This window comes from Pontimicrobium sp. MEBiC01747, from assembly GCF_053601635.1.
Genome location: NZ_JBSHNS010000292.1, coordinates 14,847 through 35,752, shown reverse-complemented (window position 1 = coordinate 35,752; position 20,906 = coordinate 14,847). Strand labels below are relative to the sequence as shown.

General features: G+C 30.6%; 21 protein-coding genes. 10 read left to right on the top strand and 11 right to left on the bottom strand.

Annotated features, from left to right (window positions below):
* The 4 genes from ccoG to ACVC2P_RS09620 all read left to right on the top strand — a co-directional run.
* A partial coding sequence (gene ccoG, locus ACVC2P_RS09635) for a cytochrome c oxidase accessory protein CcoG (protein ID WP_452598264.1) occupies positions 1–1,087 on the top strand: 1,087 nt, incomplete at its 5' end.
* Positions 1,088–1,136: 49 nt separating this feature from the next.
* On the top strand, positions 1,137–1,583 hold the full coding sequence (locus tag ACVC2P_RS09630) for a FixH family protein (protein ID WP_452598263.1): 447 nt from the start codon (positions 1,137–1,139) through the stop codon (positions 1,581–1,583).
* Positions 1,584–2,291 carry a sulfite exporter TauE/SafE family protein gene (locus ACVC2P_RS09625; protein WP_452598262.1) on the top strand — a complete coding sequence of 236 codons (708 nt, stop codon included), beginning with the start codon at positions 1,584–1,586 and terminating at the stop codon, positions 2,289–2,291. It begins immediately after the preceding gene.
* 35 nt (positions 2,292–2,326) lie between these two features.
* Positions 2,327–2,467 carry a hypothetical protein gene (locus tag ACVC2P_RS09620; RefSeq protein WP_452598261.1) on the top strand — a complete coding sequence of 47 codons (141 nt, stop codon included), beginning with the start codon at positions 2,327–2,329 and terminating at the stop codon, positions 2,465–2,467.
* A 5-nt stretch (positions 2,468–2,472) separates the two neighbouring features.
* Here ACVC2P_RS09620 and ACVC2P_RS09615 read toward each other — a convergent pair whose 3' ends face one another.
* Genes ACVC2P_RS09615 through ACVC2P_RS09605 form a run of 3 tightly spaced genes read right to left on the bottom strand, consistent with a single transcriptional unit; the run spans position 2,473 to position 5,572 of the window.
* Positions 2,473–3,213, bottom strand: coding sequence for a LytR/AlgR family response regulator transcription factor (locus ACVC2P_RS09615; RefSeq protein ID WP_452598260.1), 741 nt, complete (start codon positions 3,211–3,213; stop codon positions 2,473–2,475).
* Positions 3,210–4,943, bottom strand: a complete 1,734-nt coding sequence (locus ACVC2P_RS09610; protein WP_452598259.1) for an ATP-binding protein — start codon at positions 4,941–4,943, stop codon at positions 3,210–3,212. The genes ACVC2P_RS09615 and ACVC2P_RS09610 overlap by 4 nt, the downstream gene beginning before the upstream one ends.
* A 41-nt stretch (positions 4,944–4,984) precedes the next feature.
* Positions 4,985–5,572 (bottom strand): hypothetical protein, encoded by a 588-nt coding sequence (locus tag ACVC2P_RS09605; protein WP_452598258.1) that lies wholly within the window; start codon positions 5,570–5,572, stop codon positions 4,985–4,987.
* Between the two features lie 339 nt (positions 5,573–5,911).
* Between ACVC2P_RS09605 and ACVC2P_RS09600 the strand changes: the two genes are divergently transcribed.
* Positions 5,912–6,328, top strand: a complete 417-nt coding sequence (locus tag ACVC2P_RS09600; RefSeq protein WP_452598257.1) for a hypothetical protein — start codon at positions 5,912–5,914, stop codon at positions 6,326–6,328.
* Between the two features lie 97 nt (positions 6,329–6,425).
* Here the strand turns inward: ACVC2P_RS09600 and hemN are convergent, their stop codons facing one another.
* The 3 genes from hemN to ACVC2P_RS09585 form a co-directional block, all read right to left on the bottom strand.
* Positions 6,426–7,787 (bottom strand): oxygen-independent coproporphyrinogen III oxidase, encoded by a 1,362-nt coding sequence (gene hemN, locus ACVC2P_RS09595; RefSeq protein ID WP_452598256.1) that lies wholly within the window; start codon positions 7,785–7,787, stop codon positions 6,426–6,428.
* 4 nt (positions 7,788–7,791) lie between these two features.
* On the bottom strand, positions 7,792–8,079 hold the full coding sequence (locus ACVC2P_RS09590; RefSeq protein ID WP_452598255.1) for a hypothetical protein: 288 nt from the start codon (positions 8,077–8,079) through the stop codon (positions 7,792–7,794).
* Positions 8,080–8,200: 121 nt separating this feature from the next.
* Positions 8,201–8,884, bottom strand: a complete 684-nt coding sequence (locus ACVC2P_RS09585) for a T9SS type A sorting domain-containing protein (RefSeq protein ID WP_452598254.1) — start codon at positions 8,882–8,884, stop codon at positions 8,201–8,203.
* 349 nt (positions 8,885–9,233) lie between these two features.
* On the opposite strand from ACVC2P_RS09585, the gene ACVC2P_RS09580 reads away from it, so the two are divergent.
* The 4 genes from ACVC2P_RS09580 to ACVC2P_RS09565 all read left to right on the top strand — a co-directional run bounded on the left by ACVC2P_RS09580 (position 9,234) and on the right by ACVC2P_RS09565 (position 14,180).
* The gene (locus tag ACVC2P_RS09580) at positions 9,234–9,554 is read left to right on the top strand and encodes a hypothetical protein (RefSeq protein WP_452598253.1); all 321 of its coding nucleotides are present in this window, start codon (positions 9,234–9,236) and stop codon (positions 9,552–9,554) included.
* Positions 9,555–9,734: 180 nt separating this feature from the next.
* The gene (locus ACVC2P_RS09575; protein WP_452598252.1) at positions 9,735–11,408 is read left to right on the top strand and encodes a peptidase domain-containing ABC transporter; all 1,674 of its coding nucleotides are present in this window, start codon (positions 9,735–9,737) and stop codon (positions 11,406–11,408) included.
* Positions 11,401–12,762, top strand: a complete 1,362-nt coding sequence (locus ACVC2P_RS09570; RefSeq protein ID WP_452598251.1) for an HlyD family secretion protein — start codon at positions 11,401–11,403, stop codon at positions 12,760–12,762. Before ACVC2P_RS09575 ends, ACVC2P_RS09570 begins: the two co-directional genes overlap by 8 nt.
* Entirely contained in the window at positions 12,762–14,180 is a 1,419-nt protein-coding gene (locus ACVC2P_RS09565; RefSeq protein WP_452598250.1) for a TolC family protein, read from the top strand. The genes ACVC2P_RS09570 and ACVC2P_RS09565 overlap by 1 nt, the downstream gene beginning before the upstream one ends.
* Before the next feature lie 72 nt (positions 14,181–14,252).
* Here the strand turns inward: ACVC2P_RS09565 and ACVC2P_RS09560 are convergent, their stop codons facing one another.
* Both ACVC2P_RS09560 and ACVC2P_RS09555 read right to left on the bottom strand, forming a co-directional pair.
* The gene (locus ACVC2P_RS09560; protein WP_452598249.1) at positions 14,253–15,068 is read right to left on the bottom strand and encodes an NAD(P)-binding domain-containing protein; all 816 of its coding nucleotides are present in this window, start codon (positions 15,066–15,068) and stop codon (positions 14,253–14,255) included.
* Between the two features lie 38 nt (positions 15,069–15,106).
* Positions 15,107–15,829 carry an AAA family ATPase gene (locus ACVC2P_RS09555; RefSeq protein ID WP_452598248.1) on the bottom strand — a complete coding sequence of 241 codons (723 nt, stop codon included), beginning with the start codon at positions 15,827–15,829 and terminating at the stop codon, positions 15,107–15,109.
* 226 nt (positions 15,830–16,055) lie between these two features.
* Here ACVC2P_RS09555 and ACVC2P_RS09550 point away from each other — a divergent pair, with 226 nt between their 5' ends.
* Entirely contained in the window at positions 16,056–17,348 is a 1,293-nt protein-coding gene (locus ACVC2P_RS09550) for an aminopeptidase P N-terminal domain-containing protein (protein WP_452598247.1), read from the top strand.
* Between the two features lie 8 nt (positions 17,349–17,356).
* On the opposite strand, the gene ACVC2P_RS09545 is transcribed toward ACVC2P_RS09550, so the two are convergent.
* From ACVC2P_RS09545 to ACVC2P_RS09535, 3 genes are all read right to left on the bottom strand, one after another.
* Positions 17,357–18,655 carry a S28 family serine protease gene (locus tag ACVC2P_RS09545; protein WP_452598246.1) on the bottom strand — a complete coding sequence of 433 codons (1,299 nt, stop codon included), beginning with the start codon at positions 18,653–18,655 and terminating at the stop codon, positions 17,357–17,359.
* An 81-nt stretch (positions 18,656–18,736) separates the two neighbouring features.
* Positions 18,737–19,807 carry a proline racemase family protein gene (locus tag ACVC2P_RS09540; protein WP_452598245.1) on the bottom strand — a complete coding sequence of 357 codons (1,071 nt, stop codon included), beginning with the start codon at positions 19,805–19,807 and terminating at the stop codon, positions 18,737–18,739.
* Positions 19,800–20,759: an ornithine cyclodeaminase family protein gene (locus ACVC2P_RS09535; protein ID WP_452598244.1), complete on the bottom strand. Its 960-nt coding sequence runs from the start codon at positions 20,757–20,759 to the stop codon at positions 19,800–19,802. Before ACVC2P_RS09535 ends, ACVC2P_RS09540 begins: the two co-directional genes overlap by 8 nt.
* Between the last annotated feature and the right edge of the window lie 147 nt (positions 20,760–20,906).

Genomic DNA, 20,906 nt, shown 5'->3' with positions numbered 1-20,906 from the left:
GATTTGCCCACAAACCATTTTTATGGAAATGGTTTTTAGACGTATTGAATATTGGATTGATGGAGATAGAGGGAAGCAAATTCGTTTAAAAAAAATGCCTTGGAATGCGGTAAAAATTAGAAAACGCCTTCTTAAATGGAGTATCTTTTTTATAATTTCATTTTTAATTGCAAATGTTTTCCTAGCCTATTTAATAGGTAGCGATGAACTAATACGATATATAAAAGATGGACCTTTTAACCATGCCAGCACACTTATTTCTTTACTAATTTTTACAGGAGTATTCTATTTTATCTTTGCATGGTTTAGAGAGCAAGTATGTATTATAGCTTGCCCTTATGGTCGATTACAAGGTGTGCTATTAGACAATAAATCTATTGTTGTTGCTTACGATCATAAACGAGGTGAAAAAGAAAAAGGTCGTGCTAAATTTAGAAAAAATGAAGATAGGGAAACAACAGGAAAAGGAGATTGTATAGACTGTTTTCAATGTGTTAATGTATGCCCTACTGGCATAGATATTAGAAATGGGACACAGCTAGAATGTGTTAACTGTACTGCATGTATAGATGTCTGCGATAGCATGATGGAATCTGTTAACCTACAAAAAGGATTAATACGTTACGCCAGCGAAGATAATATTGAGAAAAAAGAACCTTTTAAGTTTACACCTCGCCTTAAAGGTTATACTGCAGTTCTAGGTATTTTAACAGCTGTACTTATTGGTATGTTGTTTTTACGCAATGATATAGAGGCAAGAATTTTAAGGTTACCAGGGCAATTGTACGAACATAAAGCAGATAATATAATTAGTAATGTATTTACATTTAAGTTAGTAAACAAAACGATAAAAGATATAGATAGTGTTAACTTTAAATTACTATCGCACAAAGGAACTGTTAAACTCGTTTCTAATCATAACTTTACAGTAAAAGGACAAGGACTAGCAGAAGGCACTCTATTTATTGAAATTAATGCAAGTGCCTTAAAGGATGATAAAGAACGATTAAAAATTGGGATTTATAGTAACGATGACCTTATTGAAACTACAAGAACTACTTTTTTAGGGCCACGTAGTTATAAATAGTATTCTATAAAAACCAATAAAACAAAAATTTAATTAAAATAGTAAGATTATGAAATGGAATTGGGGAACAGGCATTGTAGTTGCAATAATAGGTTTTATAGGCTTTATCATGTATTTCGTGGTTACTATGAGTACCGACAAAAAATACAGCCATGATTTGGTTACAGAAGATTATTATGCCAAAGAAATGGCCTATCAAACAGAGATTGATGCTGAAACAAACAACAATAATTTAAAAGAAAACATAAAAGGTAAACGTGTTCCTGAAGGTTGGCTTATAAGCTTTCCTAAAGAACTAGAACCATCAAAAATAAAAGGAAAAGTGTTCCTATACAGACCATCTAACCAGAAGCTAGATTTTAGTTTACCAATAGTTCTATCTAGTTTTAATTTGCTCATACCTGAAAAAAATCTGGTAGATGGTCGGTGGAACATTACTATAGATTGGGAATATAAAGGAACCGATTATCTATACAAAAAACAAATAGTCTATTAAATGTTACTTTCTGCGTTTATTTTTGGTTTATTAGGTAGTTTCCACTGCGTAGGCATGTGTGGCCCTATTGCTTTTTTACTACCTCTAGACCGTAAAAATAATACGAAACGAGTAATGCAACTATTAAGCTACCATTTAGGCCGTCTACTTACTTACTCTGTATTAGGCTTAATTTTTGGAATTATTGGCAAGAGTTTAAACCTCTTTGGATTCCAACAACAATTATCTATAATTATTGGAATTTTAATGATAACTGTTATAGTAATACCTACACGGGTATTTAATCGCTACAACTTTTCTAAACCACTATATAAACTAGTTGGAAAAGTTAAAAAAGCTATGGGAAGCGAGTTAAAAAAGAAATCGCCTGGCACTTTTTTCACTATTGGTTACTTAAACGGTTTATTACCGTGTGGTTTAGTATATATGGCCATATTTGGTGCTTTAGGTACAGGAAATGCTTGGGAAGGTAGTTTATACATGATTATTTTTGGTTTAGGTACTATACCATTAATGACAACAGCTATATATTTAGGTAATTTTTTAACAACATCAGTAAAACAATACATTTTAAAGGCAATACCAGTTTTTGTAGTAGTCATTGGAATGCTCTTTATTTTAAGAGGTTTAGGATTAGGAATTCCTTACGTATCACCTTCTGAAATGGTAACCGTAGAAAAAGCTACAGCTAAGCATAGTTGTCACTAGAAAAACAATCTACTAATTTTAAAAATATGTAACTTATGATTTTAAATACTATACCACTTGTTAATTGGGGAATGGGCAGCATTATTATTGGCGTTTTCGCTCTTGTTTGTATTGTTATGGCTCTTGTAATTTATAATATGGCTAATGCTGATAAAAAAGACTCTAATGAAAACTAGTTTAATTATTTTATAATGTTGTATTTATTTATAAAATCATTTTTATAGGCTCTTCCTAGCAAAACCTTTTTATCACCTCTTAAAACAATTAAATTATCTGATAAATGAATTTGCTCTATGGCATCACTATTTATGACATATTTTCTATGTGTTCTTATAAATGTGTCTTCTGGTAATTTATTTAAAAAATCATCTAAAGAAGACTGTACTAAAAAATTAGTTTTTGAGGTAATGATACTACAGTAACGCCCGTCTACTTCTACATAGATAATATCTTCTTTTTCTATTTTATAGAATATTCCATTCTTTTTAATGAGTAAAGGAAGGTGATTTTTAGCTAATGCATTGTTTAACCTATTTTCTATTTTATTATACTTTTCTATAATTAACTCTATTGCATAGGTTAACTCTAATTCGTTAAAAGGTTTTAAAAGGTAGCCATGTGGCCCTAATGATTTTGCTTTATTAAAATCGCTTCTTTTTGAGGCTCCTGTTAAGAATAGAAAAGGTTTTTGTTGCTTATATTTATTTTGTATTGCCTCGGCAATGAGTAATCCGTCTGGTTTCCCGTCTAGATGAATATCTACTATTGCTAAATCAAATGGTTTTGTTTCTAGAAACTTTAAAGCATCCTCTGTTGTATTTACTTTACCTACAACACTAAACTCATTAGATATTAAAAATTCTTCTAGTATGTATGCTTCTTCTATATCATCTTCTATTATAAGAATCTCTATTTTATTCATAGTTTATCGTTTGGTAGTTTTATAAAAATAGTAGTCCCTTCTCCTATTTTACTTTTTATTTTAAATATTCCATTATTACGTTTTATAAACGAATTACAAAGTCTTAAACCTAGTCCTGTACTTTTTCTTCCTTCTGTGTCTTTAGAGGTTTTAAAATCATTCTCTTTATCTACTTCCATCCCAATACCACTATCTTTTATTTCCAAAACTGTGTTCTGCAATTCTTTATATGCTTTTATTTTAATACTCCCGCTTTGTGGTGTAAACTTTATAGCATTATCTAAGACGTTTCTTAACACTACTTTTAAAGCATTTATATCTGTTAGCATTAAAAGGTTATCGTCTACAGCTATAGTTGTTTTAATGTCTTTATCTTTTAGTAACACCTCAAAATCGAACAACACAAGATTAACAACTTTTAAGGTATTTATAGTTTGTTTTTCTAAATAATTTTGTTTGTTTTTTAATAAAATCCAGTGTAAAATATTATTTAATATTAGGTTCATTTTATTAGATGCTAATGAACTTTTACTTATTAAATTAGTTAAAACGGAATCGCTTTGTTTCTTTGCTTTAGAGAGTAATTGTTTGTTTATATTTAAAATGTGATGCATTGGTGCTCGTAAATCATGACCTAATATGGCAAACAAATCGTCTTTTAATCTATGTAATTCTTCTAAATCTTTATTTTGCTTTGTTATTAATTGACGTTGCTTATTTATTTTATACCCCGTGTAACTTACTACCATTAATAGTAACAATAGTATGGATGTAAATATTAGTATACGTTTGGTTTTTTCGCGTTCTAAGTTTAATTTTTCTTTATTTATAGCTGTTGTAATAGCTTTATCTTTCTGAGCTAATTCCCATACTTTGTCTCTATTCCAGATGCTATCTTTTATTTTATCGTACTCCTCGTTATAAAACATAGCTTTTTTATAATTCTCTCTATTTTTTTCTACTACAGCTAAGTTTTTATAGGCGTTTTTTAAAATAGTAAGTTCTTTACTTTTCTTTGCATAATCCAGCCCTTTTTTAAAATAGTGTATTGCTAAACTGTCTTTATATTGTTCGTAATATAAATTAGCCAAATCAATACTAGAATATGCTAAATCTAAGGTATCTTTAGATATACGGTTTAACTCATGACTTTTTAATAAATTTTCTTCAGCTTTTTTGTAGTTCTCAAGGTGTAAGTAACTTATACCTAGGTTATGAAAATTCATAGATGCATTTAAATAATCCTGCTCTTTTTTATACCGTTCTTTCCAGTTTTCTAAAATAGTAATAACTGTATCATACTTTTTTTGATGCAGGTAATTTTTACTTAAATGAATGTAGACGTTATTTAAGGACGCTACCTTTTTATCTTCATTTATAAGAGATAATGCTTTATTAAAATTATCGCTTGAAGCTTTACGCAATCCTTTACGTTTTAATATTAATCCATTTAAGTAATACAGTACATATGCTTTTTCTTTTTCTAGGTTTTGTACTCTATTTAATAAATTAGTTACCTCAACGAAAGATGAGTCTATACTATTTTTAGTATACTGTAAGTGAGACAAATGAAAACCGTCCTTTTTATAGCTATAAAACGCTTCAGGCTCTTCTTTACAAATTAAACAAGCCTCAATAATATCACTTTTAAACTCTTTAGATAGTTTTACTTGTGCGTTACCGTGTGAGACATAAAAAAGGGTAATAATTAAAATGATAAATCTAATCATGCTTTAGATTTTTCTATGGATTAAATTTAGTATTTATTCTACTAAATAACTTCGTCATCGTCTTGAGGTGTTGTTACCGTACCTCTTTTAAGTTTTGGATTTTCGTTAGGAATGTAAGACAGAAAATCGATAAGAATTGCTTCGGCTTTTTTAGACTTATCAAGTATTGTATATTTAAATTTTAAACGATAGAATGAATAATTAGATACTGGTTTTGTTGTTTCTTCTAACTTAGAAACAAATGCAAAAGTCCTACAGTTCGGTTTTTCTTTTAATTCAGTGTTAACAGATTTTATACCTGTGTAATAAAGGCAAACTGTATTTTCTGGAATTCTATCGTCTTTAAAAATAGTACTTATATCTTTTTTATTATACTTTAAACTTAAATCTTCAACTGTATTTAAAATACCTTTTATTTGTTTTACATCATCGACTACTATTTCTCGTAATTGGCCTTTATTTATTATCGGCACTACCAAATCTACATAATAATCATTCGCTGTAGTAGTTTCATCTTCATCTAGACTAACGTAACATTTTGCTTTTTCAATTTCTAACGCTACAGAGTCTCCAATACTTTCTATACTTTCTAAGACAATATTAATTTCTTGCTTTGGTTTGATGTCCATGTTATTACTTGTTTTTGTTATTAAGATAGAACTTGCAGTTTTTCGTAAATATAATAATTTAAAGAGGACTTCATACTTTTATTAATTCGATTCTATTTTCTGTCGTTCGTGTCACTTTAAATGCCGTTCAAAACATTTATAAATTTTAAATACTGCTTCCATTATACTTTTGAGTCAACATCATAATTAATTAGTTATTGTACAACAAAACCTAGCTAGTAGAATACCAATACTTCTATAGAATATTAAACAAAGGCGTTAATCTGAAAAGCCTATAGAAAACAGAGTAAGAACATATAAACAACTTAGGTATTTTTTAATACCATAAAAAAAACAATAATGGAAGCTAATAAATTAAACGAAAACGATTTTATCTGGAGAGAATTTAAAAGTGCAAAAGGACATACATTTAAAGTTGGGCACCCAAAATCGGCAGGTTACACAGAAGAGACTTTAGATAAAGAATTAAATATCGCATCAGAAAATTCAAATTGGATTGCTGTAGATTGGAGAGATGATAATAGATATCATGACACAAAAGCAGAAGTTAGTGGCAGAGGTATTTCTCGTTATAGATTATCTTACGACAGTAGTGCCTGGTTTTACAGCTATAAATTAGATTTCACCAACACCAGAGGTTCCTATTATGAGTTTATAGATGCAACTGGAGATACTTACAGAGTAAGTACACCAAAAAACGGGAATCACTATGTGAGTTTTAATTCTAGCAATGGAACTATAGTAAAGATTAATTAGTATTTAGTAAGCTAACTAAATCTTTACTAAATTAGAAAGACTACCTTAAGAGAAAAATATTCTGGATAAGGTAGTCTTTTATAATGCATCTATAATTTTAAACCGTCATAGAAAACAACTGTGTATCTGGCTTTTTACGCTGTAATCGTAAATCGAAGGGCAAACAAACATTCCTCACAAAAGCACGTCCTTTTTCTGTAACTTTTATTGTTTTACTGTTAATTGTTATCAGTTTATCCTCTTCTAAAGGTTTTAACTTAATTAACACATCTGGAAGCTCTTTAAAAAACTGAGATTGATCTTCCCAACTAGTTTCAAATTGACACATAAGGTTAAGAATATGTTGGCGTATTATTACGTCTTCTTCTGTTAATATATGCCCTCTGTAAACTGGCAATAAATTATTGTTTACTTTGTTATAATAGTCCTCTATGTTTTTCACATTTTGAGCAAAACTATACCAACTGTCACTTATAGACGATACACCTAAACCAACCATTACTTGAGTTTTACTAGAATTATAGCCCATAAAATTTCGATGAATCTGCCCTGTCTCTTGTGCGTTGTATAAACTATCAGTTTTAAGTGCAAAATGATCCATCCCTATTTCTACATACCCAGCTTCTGTAAGTTTCTGTTTTCCTATTTTATACTGTTCGTTTTTTTGATTTGCTGTTGGTAGATCTGAGTCTTTAAAACCACGTTGTCCGTTTCCTTTTATCCAAGGTACATGAGCATAACTATAAAAAGCTATACGGTCTGGACGTAGTGTTATTGTTTTTTCAATAGTGTTAATAATATCTGTTTTGGTTTGAAATGGTAAACCATATATAATATCATGACCTACAGAGGTATATCCTAATGCTCTTGCTTGTAACGTTGCTTTTTCAACATTTTCAAAAGGTTGCACTCTGTTTATGGCTTTCTGTACCGTTAAATTATAATCTTGTACACCATAACACACTCTTTTAAACCCATGTTTTATTAGTGTTTTAAGATGTTCTTTGGTTGTATTATTAGGGTGGCCTTCAAAACTAAACTCATAGTCTTCTGCTTTATTAGCTATACTAAAAATACCATCTAATAATCTACTCAGGTGTTTTGGTGAAAAAAAAGTAGGTGTTCCACCACCTAAATGTAGCTGTTTAATTACTGGAATTTCATTAAATAATTCACGATATAATGTAAATTCTTTTATTACAGCTTCTATATATGGAATTTCAACACTATGGTTTTTTGTTATACGTTTATTACAGCCACAAAATGTACACATGCTTTCGCAAAATGGTAAATGGATATATAAGCTTATACCTTCATTACTATTACTCTCTTTAAAGCTTTTATACAATGTATCTTCCCAATGACTTAAAGAAAATGTATCGTTTTGCCAATATGGTACTGTGGGGTAACTAGTATAACGCGGCCCTGCCACGTTATACTTAGATGTTAAAGTACACATGTTTTTAGTATAATAAACTAGCAAACATGACTAATACGCTAACTACTATGCTTACAATTAATAAGTTTAATACTGTTTTTGGCTTCTGTACTGTTAAAATTGAAGCATTATGTGCATTACATGCAGCTACAACAAGAAATACTTGAAACATCTGCGGAAAGCCATTACCATCCATCATTGTTAACATTACTGCAATAGAACCTAGACAAGTAGAAAGGATTATTGCTAATGCTGAATAACCTACAAAATGATTATTCCAATCTGTGCTAATTTTTGCATATAAAGTGCTCATAATTTTAAAGTATTTTTAGTTTACACTTCAAAATTATTATATAGCTCTTATGTATAATATGATATTTATCAGTTTTGTAAAATGCCTTAACAAAATATTTAACTCATTAATTTACTTAACATTACTCTTTAATAAAACGTCTAGCAATAATACGCCCATCTATATCTGTAATTTTAATAAGGTACATTCCCATAGCTAATTTAGAAACATCTATTGTTTTTGTTTTTGTTTTTGTTTTAAAAACACTTTTCCCTAAAACCGAATAAATTGTAATGTCTTCTAATTCTTTTTTTGTTTGTATTTTTAATACTTTATTAGCTGGATTTGGGTAAATACGTATTTGGGGTTCGGTTTCAAAAACATCTACTCCAAGTGTAGCGCCATCATTTACATCTCCACTCATAGTTGTTATCCCATCTGGACAAAACCCAGCGTTTTGCCAGTTTCCGAAACTTATATCTGGAGGGTTAGGATAGGTCGCAGCCGTACTGTAATATAAATTGGCTGTTGTATAATCTGGTGTATTTATTGGACCATCATTATCAAATTTCATTTCCCATCTATCTGCTGTTGTATTCCATATAATTTGCATCTCGCATACTCCAGAAGGGCAACTTTGTGCAAAATTTAAAGGTGTACTCTCGTAAATGTTACGAGTAATACCATCATCTGTATTTGTTCCTGTAGCCGTAAGTATAAAATCTTGAGCCCCCATAACACCAACACACCCTCTAAATGTGATTTGTGCATAAGTACACTGTAACAATGCTATTAAAACGATAACTAAAGTATATTTTCTGGTCATGCTTAATTATATTAATTAAGCTAATATATTATAGGCTAGTTTACAAACAGGTAGTAAATTTCCGAAAATGCTTTTTCAACTTCCAAAACATGTTATAACTTAAATAAACTTCTACAATAGCTTTTTTTTGCAAAAAATAAATAACCTAATAACATTACCAGTATAGATGCTTGTAAAGTATTAATACTGAAAAAAAACTTACCTTAACATCTCTTGCTATTTTACAGTTCAAAACCAAACAGATATACCCAAATCTTCACAAAAAATAGTTAAACTTCTATTTTTAATAGTAATACTATTATATATTTGCAAAAGCAATTTAAAAAATAACAAATTAGTTACTTGCTAAATGAACCCAAAGACTATACATTATAGAATATTTTTTAAGCAATTCTTTGTAATAGCCTTATTTCTATTAGTGTTTACTCAGCCTTTTTTTAAAACATTTCCCTTAATTAGCAATTTAGATAGTGAATTGGTATTACTAGACTGTGAAGATAATGTGGAAGAAGAAAAAGAGGATTTAAAAACCGAAAAAATTAAAATAGTTATTATTCATTCTAAACACTCCTTTAATACCACAACTAACAATAAGGCTTTTGGTTTAGCAGAAAATGCATTAAAACCTGTATTAAAAGAAGTGCATATCCCTCCTCCCGACAGTATTTAAATACTATATTTAATCTTGGGATAATGAGAATAATACAATCAAGATTACAACCGTACTCCAACTATTTAATTAAAAATTTAACACCTATTAAATGAAAAACGCGTAGTTTAAAAAACTCTACATAAATATAGAGCTAATAATTATGTAAATTTCAGCTTAATTATACTTAAAACTTAACCAATGAAACAAATAATGTCTCCATGGAAACGCTTTATTAGTCTTCTACAATTAGACAAAAGAGACATCCGCCAAATTTTTTATTATGCCATTTTTGCAGGTTTAGTTGCCCTTACCTTACCTTTAGGAATACAAGCCATAATTAACTTAATTCAAGGCGCACAAGTATCCACCTCCTGGATTGTTCTTGTTGTTCTAGTAACTTTAGGTGTTGCTTTCCAAGGCGTACTACAACTCATGCAAATACGTATTCTAGAAAATATGCAACAAAAAATTTTTACTAGAGCATCGTTTGAGTTTGCTTATCGTTTTCCAAAAATTAAAATGGAGGAATTACGCAATTACTATCCTCCAGAACTAGCTAATCGTTTTTTTGATATACTAACAATACAAAAAGGGCTTTCTAAAATTTTAATAGACTTTCCAGCGTCAGCGCTACAAATCATTTTTGGCTTAATTCTTTTATCCTTCTACCATTCCTTTTTTATTATCTATGGTTTTCTTTTAGTACTACTTATATATGTAGTATTTAAATTTACTGCAAAAAAGGGATTAGAAACAAGTTTAAAAGAATCTAAAAGCAAGTATAGAGTAGCCCATTGGATACAAGAAATAGCTCGTTCTTTAATAAGTTTTAAATTGTCTGGTTCCACTGACCTAGCTATGCAGCAGAATGATCTTTTAACAACGAGTTATTTAGAAGCTAGAGAAAGCCACTTTAAAGTGTTAGTCTCTCAATTTATACAACTTATTACTTTTAAGGTACTGGTTACTGCTGGACTTTTAATTATTGGTGGTTTATTGGTTTTAAATCAGCAAATGAATATAGGGCAATTTGTAGCGGCAGAAATTATTATTTTATTAGTTATTAGTTCAGTAGAAAAGTTAATTAAAGGGTTAGAATCTTTTTACGACGTTTTAACTTCATTAGAAAAAATAGGTCAAGTTGTAGATAAAGAACTAGAGCCTCAATCTGGAGAAGACCCTTTTATTAATTATAACAATTTAAATATTGAATTAGATAACCTAAGTTATACAACTCCAGAAAACAAGGTTATTTTTAATAGTCTTAATTTTAAGATAGAACAATCGGATCGCATTTTATTAACAGGACCATCTGGCTCTGGAAAAACCACTTTACTTAAAATTTTATCTGGGCTTATTTTACCTTCTAGCGGTGTATTATATATAAACGATGCGCCTATAAAAGGTATTAAGTTAAACCAATATAGAGCACATATTGGACAAGTACTCCCAGAGCAATTTCCTTTTGAAGGCACTATTACAGACAATATAACTTTTGGCCGTGAAGATATCTCACAAGATGAGTTACGATACATTTTAAAACTTACTGGTTTATTACCATTTGTAAAAAGCTTACCAAATGGTATTAATACTATTCTATACCCAGAAGGCCAGCAAATTCCATTTACAGTATCTAAACGTATTGTATTGGCTAGAGCCATAATACATAAACCCAAATTACTATTACTAAAAGATCCTTTAGAGCATTTTGAAAATGATGAAGCTTTAGAAATTATTAAATACCTAACAGCCGCAGAACGTCCATGGACTCTAATAATATCTAGTAGAAATACACTATGGAAGAATCACTGTAATCAAAAATTAACTATTGTAGACGGAAATATAAACTCTAAACAAAAAAACAATGCTTAATATCTCTCACAATCAATTAAATAAAAAGGTGTCGCTTGAGGGATACACTGCTTTTTCTAAAGCATTTACCTCTAAGCACAATAAGCTTTTTAATCGTTTTTTAGGTGCATTTGCTATAATAGTACTAATTGTGCTGTTTTTACCATGGACGCAAAATGTAAGTGGCAATGGCTTTATTACAACATTAACACCAGATCAACGCCCACAAACCATACAATCTCCTATACCAGGACGTATTGAAAAATGGTATGTAAGAGAAGGCGACTTTGTAAAAAAAGGAGATACAATCTTATTTATATCTGAAATAAAAACCGAATATCAAGATCCAAATCTTGTAGAGCGAACAAATCAACAACGTGACGCAAAAAGTAGATCGGTAGTATCGTACAAGGAAAAAATAAAAACTTTAGAAAACCAAGTTAATGCCCTAGTCAACGAACGCCAATTAAAATTAACACAAGCAAAAAACAAGTTAAAACAAGCCCGATTAAAAGTAAAAAGCGACAGTATAGATTTTACGGCTGCTAAAACAAATTTAAACATTGCACAGAAGCAATACGACCGTACTAAAACCTTACAGGAAGAAGGCATAAAAGCTGTTGCCGATGTAGAAGACAAACGTTTAAAACTACAGGAAACACAAGCGAAGCTTATCTCTCAAGAAAACAAATTATTGGCAAGTCAAAATAAAGTACTCAATGCTAATATTGAAATTGGTAGAATTTCTGCAGAATATGCAGACAAAATTGCTAAATCTCGTAGTGATCGTTTTACAGCAGAATCAAGTCAATTTGAAGCTGAAGCCGAAGTAACTAAACTAGATAACCAATCTACAAATTATAAAATAAGGAATTCCCTGTATTATATTACAGCTCCACAGAATGGCTACATTAATAAAGCACTACGAGGTGGTCTAGGTGAGACTTTTAAAGAAGGAGAAAAACTAGTAGGTATTATGCCTACAAATTATGACTTAGCTGTAGAAACTTTTGTAGAACCTATAGATTTACCATTAATGCATATTGGAGAGGAAGTGCGTATTCAATTCGATGGATGGCCAGCTATTTTCTTTAGTGGATGGCCTAATGCTTCTTATGGTACATATGCAGGTAAAGTTGTAGCTATAGAAACATTTATTAGTGATAATGGTAAATTCAGAATTTTAATTGCACCAGATCCAAGTGGAGAAGATTGGCCAAAAAATGTAAGAGTTGGCTCTGGGGCTTACACAATAGCCCTACTAGAAGATGTGCCTATTTGGTACGAAATATGGAGGCAGTTAAATGGCTTCCCTCCTAATTATTACAAACCTAAAGATGGAAACAGTAAGGATTCTAAAAAAACTAAAAAATAATGAATACCATATTAAAGTATAGTATACTCTCTTTTGCTTTTATACTCTCAAATATAGTATCGTCTCAAGAAAAACTTGAAGAACACTTGTCTTTTGAAGAGTATCTAGGTTATGTAAAAAAACACCATCCATTAATGAAGCAAGCTAATATAGTATTAAGTATTGGTGAAGCTAATGTATTAAAAGCAAGAGGTGGATTCGACCCAAAAATTGAAGTAGACTACGATAGAAAATCATTTAAAGGCACAGAGTATTTTGATCAGTTAAATGCTACTTTTAAAATCCCGACTTGGTATGGCATAGAATTTAAAGCCAATTTTGAAGAAAATACAGGAGCTTTTTTAAACCCGAACTTAACAGTTCCAGAAGATGGTTTATACAGTGCTGGCGTTTCCTTTTCTCTTGCGCAAGGGTTTTTAATAAATGAGCGTATGGCTGCACTAAAAAAAGCGCGTTTTTTTAGAGAGCAAACTAAAGCCAATAGAGATTTATTAGTTAATAATTTGTTATTTGAAGCTAGTAAAGCTTATTTCGATTGGCTAGAAACTGTAAACGCACAACGTATTTATACCGCTTTTTTAGATAATGCAAAAACACGTTTAAATGCTATAGAGCGTAGTGTTACTTTAGGAGATAAAGCCGAGATAGATATAACAGAGGCACGAATTGCTTTACAAAACAGGCAATTAAATCTTGAAGCTGCAACTTTAAAACGTAGAAAGGCTGCCTTAGTAATTAGTAATTATTTATGGTTAAACGATGTACCTATAGAAGTTAAAGACAATGTAGTCCCTACAGAACCAGAAATAGATACTCTTAAAACCGTACTGTTGTTAGAAGGTATTACTAACACAAATGCTTTAGTAAATACACACCCTAAACTATTAAGTTTAGATGCTAAAATAAATGAGTTAACCGTAGATCGTTCTTTAAAACGAAATAAACTATTACCTAAATTAAACCTTCAATATAACTTTTTAACTACAGATTTCGATCAGTTAAATAGCTTTAATACGGCTAATTATAAAGCCTTTGTTAATTTTAGCGTTCCTTTATTTTTACGCAAAGCGAGAGGCGATGTAAAATTAGCAAATTTGAAGTTACAGGATGCTAATTTTGAACGCATATCGACGTCTTTAAATCTTAAAAACAAAATTGAAGCGGTGCAGGCAGAAATAAAATCATTAGAGACACAAAATAATCTAATAGATGGAATAGTAAAAGACTACACAACGTTATTAAATGCTGAGGAACGTAAGTTTTTCTTAGGAGAAAGCTCATTGTTTCTTATTAATTCGCGTGAACAAAAATTAATAGATTCTCAATTAAAAAATAATAAATTAATTATAAAACAATTAAAAGCAACTGCTAGTTTATATAATGCTTTAGGGGTTTCTGAGCCTGTTAATGGTATTTAATATTTAGTTAGGAGTTTTAAAAAAACGTTTCTTACAACTTCTTTTTCTAACATGTATTATCATGTAGCTTAATTACATCAATAATGCTAAAGGATCTGGAAACTGGTAAGTGTAGTTTAGTAGCACTTTACTCTTTGTATTAGATACTATTTTATAACTAATAGTATCTTCTTGTATAAACTCAGGAGGTGTTAATTCTAGTTTTTTAGCGGCTAATGTGTAATATTCCTTACGTGTTGGATGTTGGTCTGCACACCCGTTAATAATTTCTCCCCATACATTTTGTTCTATTACAGATTGTATTAAACCAATACAATCGTCTCTGTGAATGATATTAACAGGAGCTTCTGCATTTTTAAGCTCTTTTTTATTTGCTAGAAATCTCCCGGGTTGACGGTCGTAGCCAACTAATCCTGAAAATCGTAGAATAGTTACGCGATTTTTTAAAACATCTTGAAGCTTTTGTTCTACTTTTAAAATTGCTAAACCTGAAGCTTTTTCTGGTGAAAGTTTTAAATCTTCTAACACCTCACTGTTAGTATTTTGATACACGGAAGTAGAACTTATAAAAATAACTTTTTGATGTTTTCCTATAAATGGTAAAATACGTTCTATTTGATCTAAATAACTATCTACATTATTAGAAGCTCGTTTTGGTGGAATATTAATGATAACAACGTCACTTCCTAAAGTAAATTGAGAATATACTGTATCGTTTACCTCATCTAAGGTTAATAGGTATGGCTGTATTTCTACGGACTTTAATACCTTAATTTTTTCATCTGTAGTTGTAGACCCTTTAACTTTTACACCTTTCGATACAAAATTAATAGCTAAAGGCAACCCCAACCATCCACAACCCAAAACACTTATTTTTTTAGTTATCATTAAAAACTACTTTTTATTTTTTAGCTTCTGCTTAGCTACTATTTTACAATTAAGGCTTTGGCTTCTTCTGCACTAATAATATGCTGTTTAACAAATCTATAAACGACATCTTTTGCCTCTGCATAAGACGTCTTATAAATTCTATTTAGGCTCCTAAACTCTTTAGGATATTGTGCTAATAAAGTATCATAAAAATGATCTAATTCATTATTACTAGGCAATTCAAACTTCAGCTTTAATTGAAAACGTCTTAATAAAGCGGTGTCTATAACACTAGAATGATTAGTAGCTGCTATTAACAAACTGGTATCTGGCAAATAATCTATTAACTGAATAATGGCATTTACTAACCGTTTCATCTCGCTAGAATCTTTTTCGTCATAATCTCTTATTCTACCTATATAATCAAACTCATCTATAAATAATACTGCTCTTTCTCTTTCAGCCTTTTTAAAAATGCTAGCTATATTTTTGGCTGTTTCACCTAATTTTGAAGAGACTATTTCTCCTAAATTTAAAATAACAATAGGTTTACTTAATGCTTTTGCAATAGCTTTTGCCGTTGTAGTTTTTCCGCAACCTGTGTGCCCAAATAACAATAGTTTATTATCTACAGGCAAATTATATTCTTTTAAAGCTTCAATATATTTAAACTCTTTTAGTAGTTGGTTTAATGCCCTTTTATTCTCCTCACTAAAATGAATATTTTCTAAAGGAATTACTGTAGATTTATCGTTAATTACTAAATTATAATTGTACATATCTTCTATGTCTTTATATTTACAAAGTTAACACTCCTAGTTAACATATAAATAACGTCTTTAAAGTGATTTATTAGAAAAAAGGCATTCTAATAATACTTTTGGTATAATTAATTTATGAACTTATTATATATTTAACCAGAACATAAATAGAGTCACTATATAGACTTATATCTTAACTAAAGTTTAAGATATATTCTACCATATTAAATACAAGACATTAAACATGCGTTATAAACAAATTAACAGTCGTTTATTTATAGAAAACAGACAACGTTTTACTGCAAAAATGCATCAAAACACTATTGCTATTTTAACCTCTAACGATGTAAAACATACCAATACAGATGATGTTATGGGCTTTGCTCAAAACTCAGATTTATTTTACCTCTCTGGAATAGACCAAGAAGAAACTATTTTAGTGCTTTACCCAGACGCTTATAGTAATGTATATAGAGAACTCTTATTTGTAAAAGAAACTAACGAACATATTAAAATCTGGGATGGTGAAAAACTTACAAAGGAAAAGGCTTCGGAGATTTCAGGAATTAAAAGAGTAGAATGGCTACAAGATTTTGAAAAAATATTACAATTAATAGCTTTTGAAGCTGATGGGTTCTACCTAGGACATAATGAACATATTAAGCGCCTAACGTACAACCAACAAACACAACAGGACCGAATGATTTTATGGTGCAAAGAAAAATATCCTTTACATCAATATTATAGAGTTTCAAAAATAACTAGAGCATTACGTACAGTAAAATCTAATATTGAGATTGAACTTATACAAAAAGCAATAGCTATTAGTATAACTTCTTTTAAAAGGGTCTTAAAAAACTGCAACATTAATATTTACGAATACGAGTTAGAAGCCGAATTAATTTACAACTTAATAAAATCTGGAGCCTCTCGTCATGCTTTTAAACCTATTATTGCTTCAGGTAAAAATGCTTGTGCTTTGCATTATAATACTAATGATTCTATTTGTAATGGTGGAGATATGGTGTTGTTAGATTTTGGTGTTTGTTATGCCAATTATAATAGTGACACTACCAGATGCTTCCCAGTAAATGGGAAGTTTTCAAAAAGACAAAAAGAGGTTTATTCTTCTGTATTGTACTGTTTAAAAGAAGGTAGCAAATTATTAAAACCAGGCGTAATACCATTAGAATATGAAGCAAAAATGGCTCGCATAGTTGAAAACCAACTGATACAATTAGGTTTATTAAATGAAACAGAAGTTGCAAATCAAGACCCTGAAAAACCATTATATAAAAAATACTTTATGCATGGCACTGCACATCATATAGGTTTAGATGTGCATGATGTAGGCTTATATTCTATCCCTTTAAAAGAAAACATGGTTGTAACCTGCGAACCAGGAATATACATTCCTGAAGAAGGTATAGGTTGCCGTTTAGAGAACAATTATTTAATAACTAAAGATGGTAATTGTAATTTAACAGAGGCTATGCCTATAGAAATAGAGGATATAGAAGCTTTAATGGCTAATTAATAATTGTGTTATTTTACCCAACTATCTATTATACTGTAAATTGTGTCTTGCTTTTCTGGCTCAAAGCTTTTTATTCTAGTCCTGTGATCTCCTTTTGGTTTAACAAATTTATAGAGTTCTCTATCTTTAGCAGTACTAGACAACTCTACTGCCGTAGAACTCCAAGCATCGTATTCTCCATAAATAAAAAGCATACGTTCTGCTGAGTCATCTAAAAATGTTTTTATTTCCTGCATTGGTTTAGTATCATACGCTTTAGAAACATCCTCTGGAAATGCCCAATCAAATTTATAAACCTCATCGGTTCCCAAGTATTTTTTAAATGGTGCAGTTTCATAACCATAAATACCTTGTTGTGTTAATGCTGCCCAGAAATAGGGTTGTAAATTATCTACAGCCTTTGTTTCAAAAAAACCGTAACCTACTACATCTATTAAATGTTTGTATATCTCTTGAGGCGTTGCTTCTTGAGAAGGTATTTGTTCACTTTTTGTACCCCATTGCCAATAAGCAAAAGAGTATTCTAGAATAGTATAATCCATTGCTTTTTCTATTCCAAACTCCCAAGACATATTTTTCTCTTTAGCAGTCTCTTCTAATATTTTTTTAAGCGCTGCTCTATTCTCAAAACATAAATCTTGAAATGCCTTAATTTTGTCTCTTTCTTCCTCTGTCCCCACTGTTTCTAAAAAAGCATAGACTCTAGGGTCTTCTCTTTCGTAATTTAAAGGCCCTACATAACATACACATGCATCTACATTTTTTGGAAAAAACTTTCTATGTGCCATAGTTGTTTGGCAACCTTTAGATATTCCTGTTGTTATAAATTTAGACTTTGGGTATATGGCTGCTCTTATAGCATTTATAATATTTGCTTGATCTTTGGCTGCATTTTCTATGGTTAATGTATTCCAATCTATGGTTTCTGGTCTCGAGTTATTAAAGTAACGATGCTCTATTGTGAGTTGATTGGCTTTATAATGGTTTGCAAGTTCTCCAGATTTCTCTGTATAAATACCATAACCTTGTAACTCAACAAATACAGGAAGCGAATCGTTTTCAAATCCTAAATAAACTTTCTGTTTAAAGGTTCCTTTAGATGCATCAGAATAATCTACAGGTTGTTCAAACCATATCTCATAATTTTCATCGAAATGACTTATTGTATCTCTTTTTTCGATTTTTACAACATTTTCTATATGTGCTAATTTTTCAAAATTAGAAGTATTGACCTCTTCTTTTTTTGTAGAACAGCTAGTAAATAATATTACCAATAGAACTAAATAAAAGTAACCAGAAATTTTCATAATCTTATTCGTTTTTTTATAACCGAGACTTTAAATATATAATAATTCATTTTTATAAGCTTAAAAAGCAGGCTTGTTTGTTTACCTTAAAATAAAGCCCTTTTTCATAGGGTCATCAGGATCTATAACAAAGGTTTGCATTCCTGTAACATGTGCTGCACCTTCTACTTGTGGTATTACTGCTAAAAATGGGCCGTACTCTTCTTCAGAAATCACAGACCCTTTAAAAACAGAATTAGTAATGCTCTCAATCGTCATAACATCTCCATAGCTAATTTCGTTTCGCTTTTTATGTATTGCCATTCTACCAGAAACGCCAGAACCTGTAGGTGATCGGTCCACTTCGCCCTCTGCAAAAATGCAAACATTTCTACTATCGTTTCCAGAAAATTGTTTTGTGTTGTCTATAAAAATGGTGCCATACAAAAAACTTAAATCGTCTTCAAATGGGTGTAAAATAGATTTATCTGTCTTCATTACAGCTTCTTTAATATTCATACCTGTTTTTATTAATGCCCTGTATGATTTGTTTGTTAAATCAAATTCAAAATTGTTCTTTGCCATATCTACATAAGCATAAAATGCACCTCCATAAGCTAAATCGTATGTTACTTTTCCTAATCCTGCAACTTCAACTACGCGATCTAAGCCAACAACAAAACTAGGCACACAATAAAATCTTACACTAATTACTTTCCCTTTTTCTACTTTAGCGTACGATGTTATACGGCCACAAGGCGCATCAATCTTTAATAAATTCTCTCCTTCTACAACCTGTATCCAATGCATTTGTACTGCCAAAGTTGAAATAGCAATAATAGCATGACCACACATTGTAGAATACCCTTCGTTATGTAAAAAAATAATTCCAAAATCTCCATCATCATCATTTGGAGGTGTTAAAAGGCATCCGTACATATCTGCATGTCCACGAGGTTCAAACATTAATGCCGTTCGCAATACGTCATAATTTTCTTTACAATATCTTCTATACTCTAAAACGGAGTTCCCTTTTAATTCTGGAAAACCTTCTAGTATTACACGTAAAGGCTCTCCTCCTGTGTGCATATCTATCGTTTTTACCTGCAACCAGTTTGTTGGCGGAGTAAATACTGGGTTATTTAAAATATTTTGGTAAGTATTTTTAGGCATTTTTATATTGTTTATAGTAATAATTAGCAGCAGCAAGATCTTCTATGGCATGCCCAACAGATTTAAACACTGTAATTTCTTCTTCAGTTTTTCTTCCTTGCTTTATACTGGTACACAATTCAAACAAGTCGGCTTTTATATCCTTTTCATTTATAATTCCTTCCTTTAAAGGAATTACTATATCTCCACTCTCTTTTAATCCACCTTGGTAAGTATCTACATAAATAGAAGATTTCCTAATAACGTCGTTATCGGCTTCACGCATGTCTTTTTTATATGCTCCAACCAAATCTACATGTTGTCCTGCTTTTAAATGCGCTCCGAGAACTAAAGGCGTTTTAGATAAAGTTGCACAAGATATAATAGCAACGTCTTCTATTTGCTCTTCTATTGTTTTTATTGCTGTTACTTTAAATTCCTCTTGTTTTAATATTGCTGCTAACCGTTTTGCCTTATCAAAGTTGCGTCCCCAAATATAAACATTGGTAATAGGCCTAACAGCAGCATGTGCTTTTATTAAGTTTATAGACAAAGCGCCTGTACCAATCATAAGTAATGATGAAGACTCTTTTCTAGATAAATAAGACGATGCCAATGCAGAAGCTGCAGCCGTACGTTTAGCGGTTAAACTTTTGGCTTCTAAAATGGCTTTTATAGTTCCTTTTACAGCGTCTAAATAAATATAAGTACCTTGTATAGATGGCAAATTAAATTTTGTGTTTTCTGGACTAACTGTTACAATTTTAACGCCTGCATTTTCACTTGGTTGCCATGCTGGCATTAATAATAATGTAGTATCTTCTCCCGCTTTAGGGTTAGGAAAATCGTGATGATGACGCATTGGAGCTATTATACTTTTTGAAGAAAACACGCTTCTTAATTCTGATGTTAGCGCTAAGAAATTAGTGTTTTCCTCAATAAAAGAATTACTTATTTGTACTATTCTATCCATGATTTAAAAGTACATAATTTCACACTAGCTCATTACTCATTTTTAATCTTAAACTGATACTTTTTTCGCCAAAAAGAGATTAAGCAATACGAAGTGAGTACATTCAATTTACACTTATAAACATTGAATTTCTTTAATACTATAGAA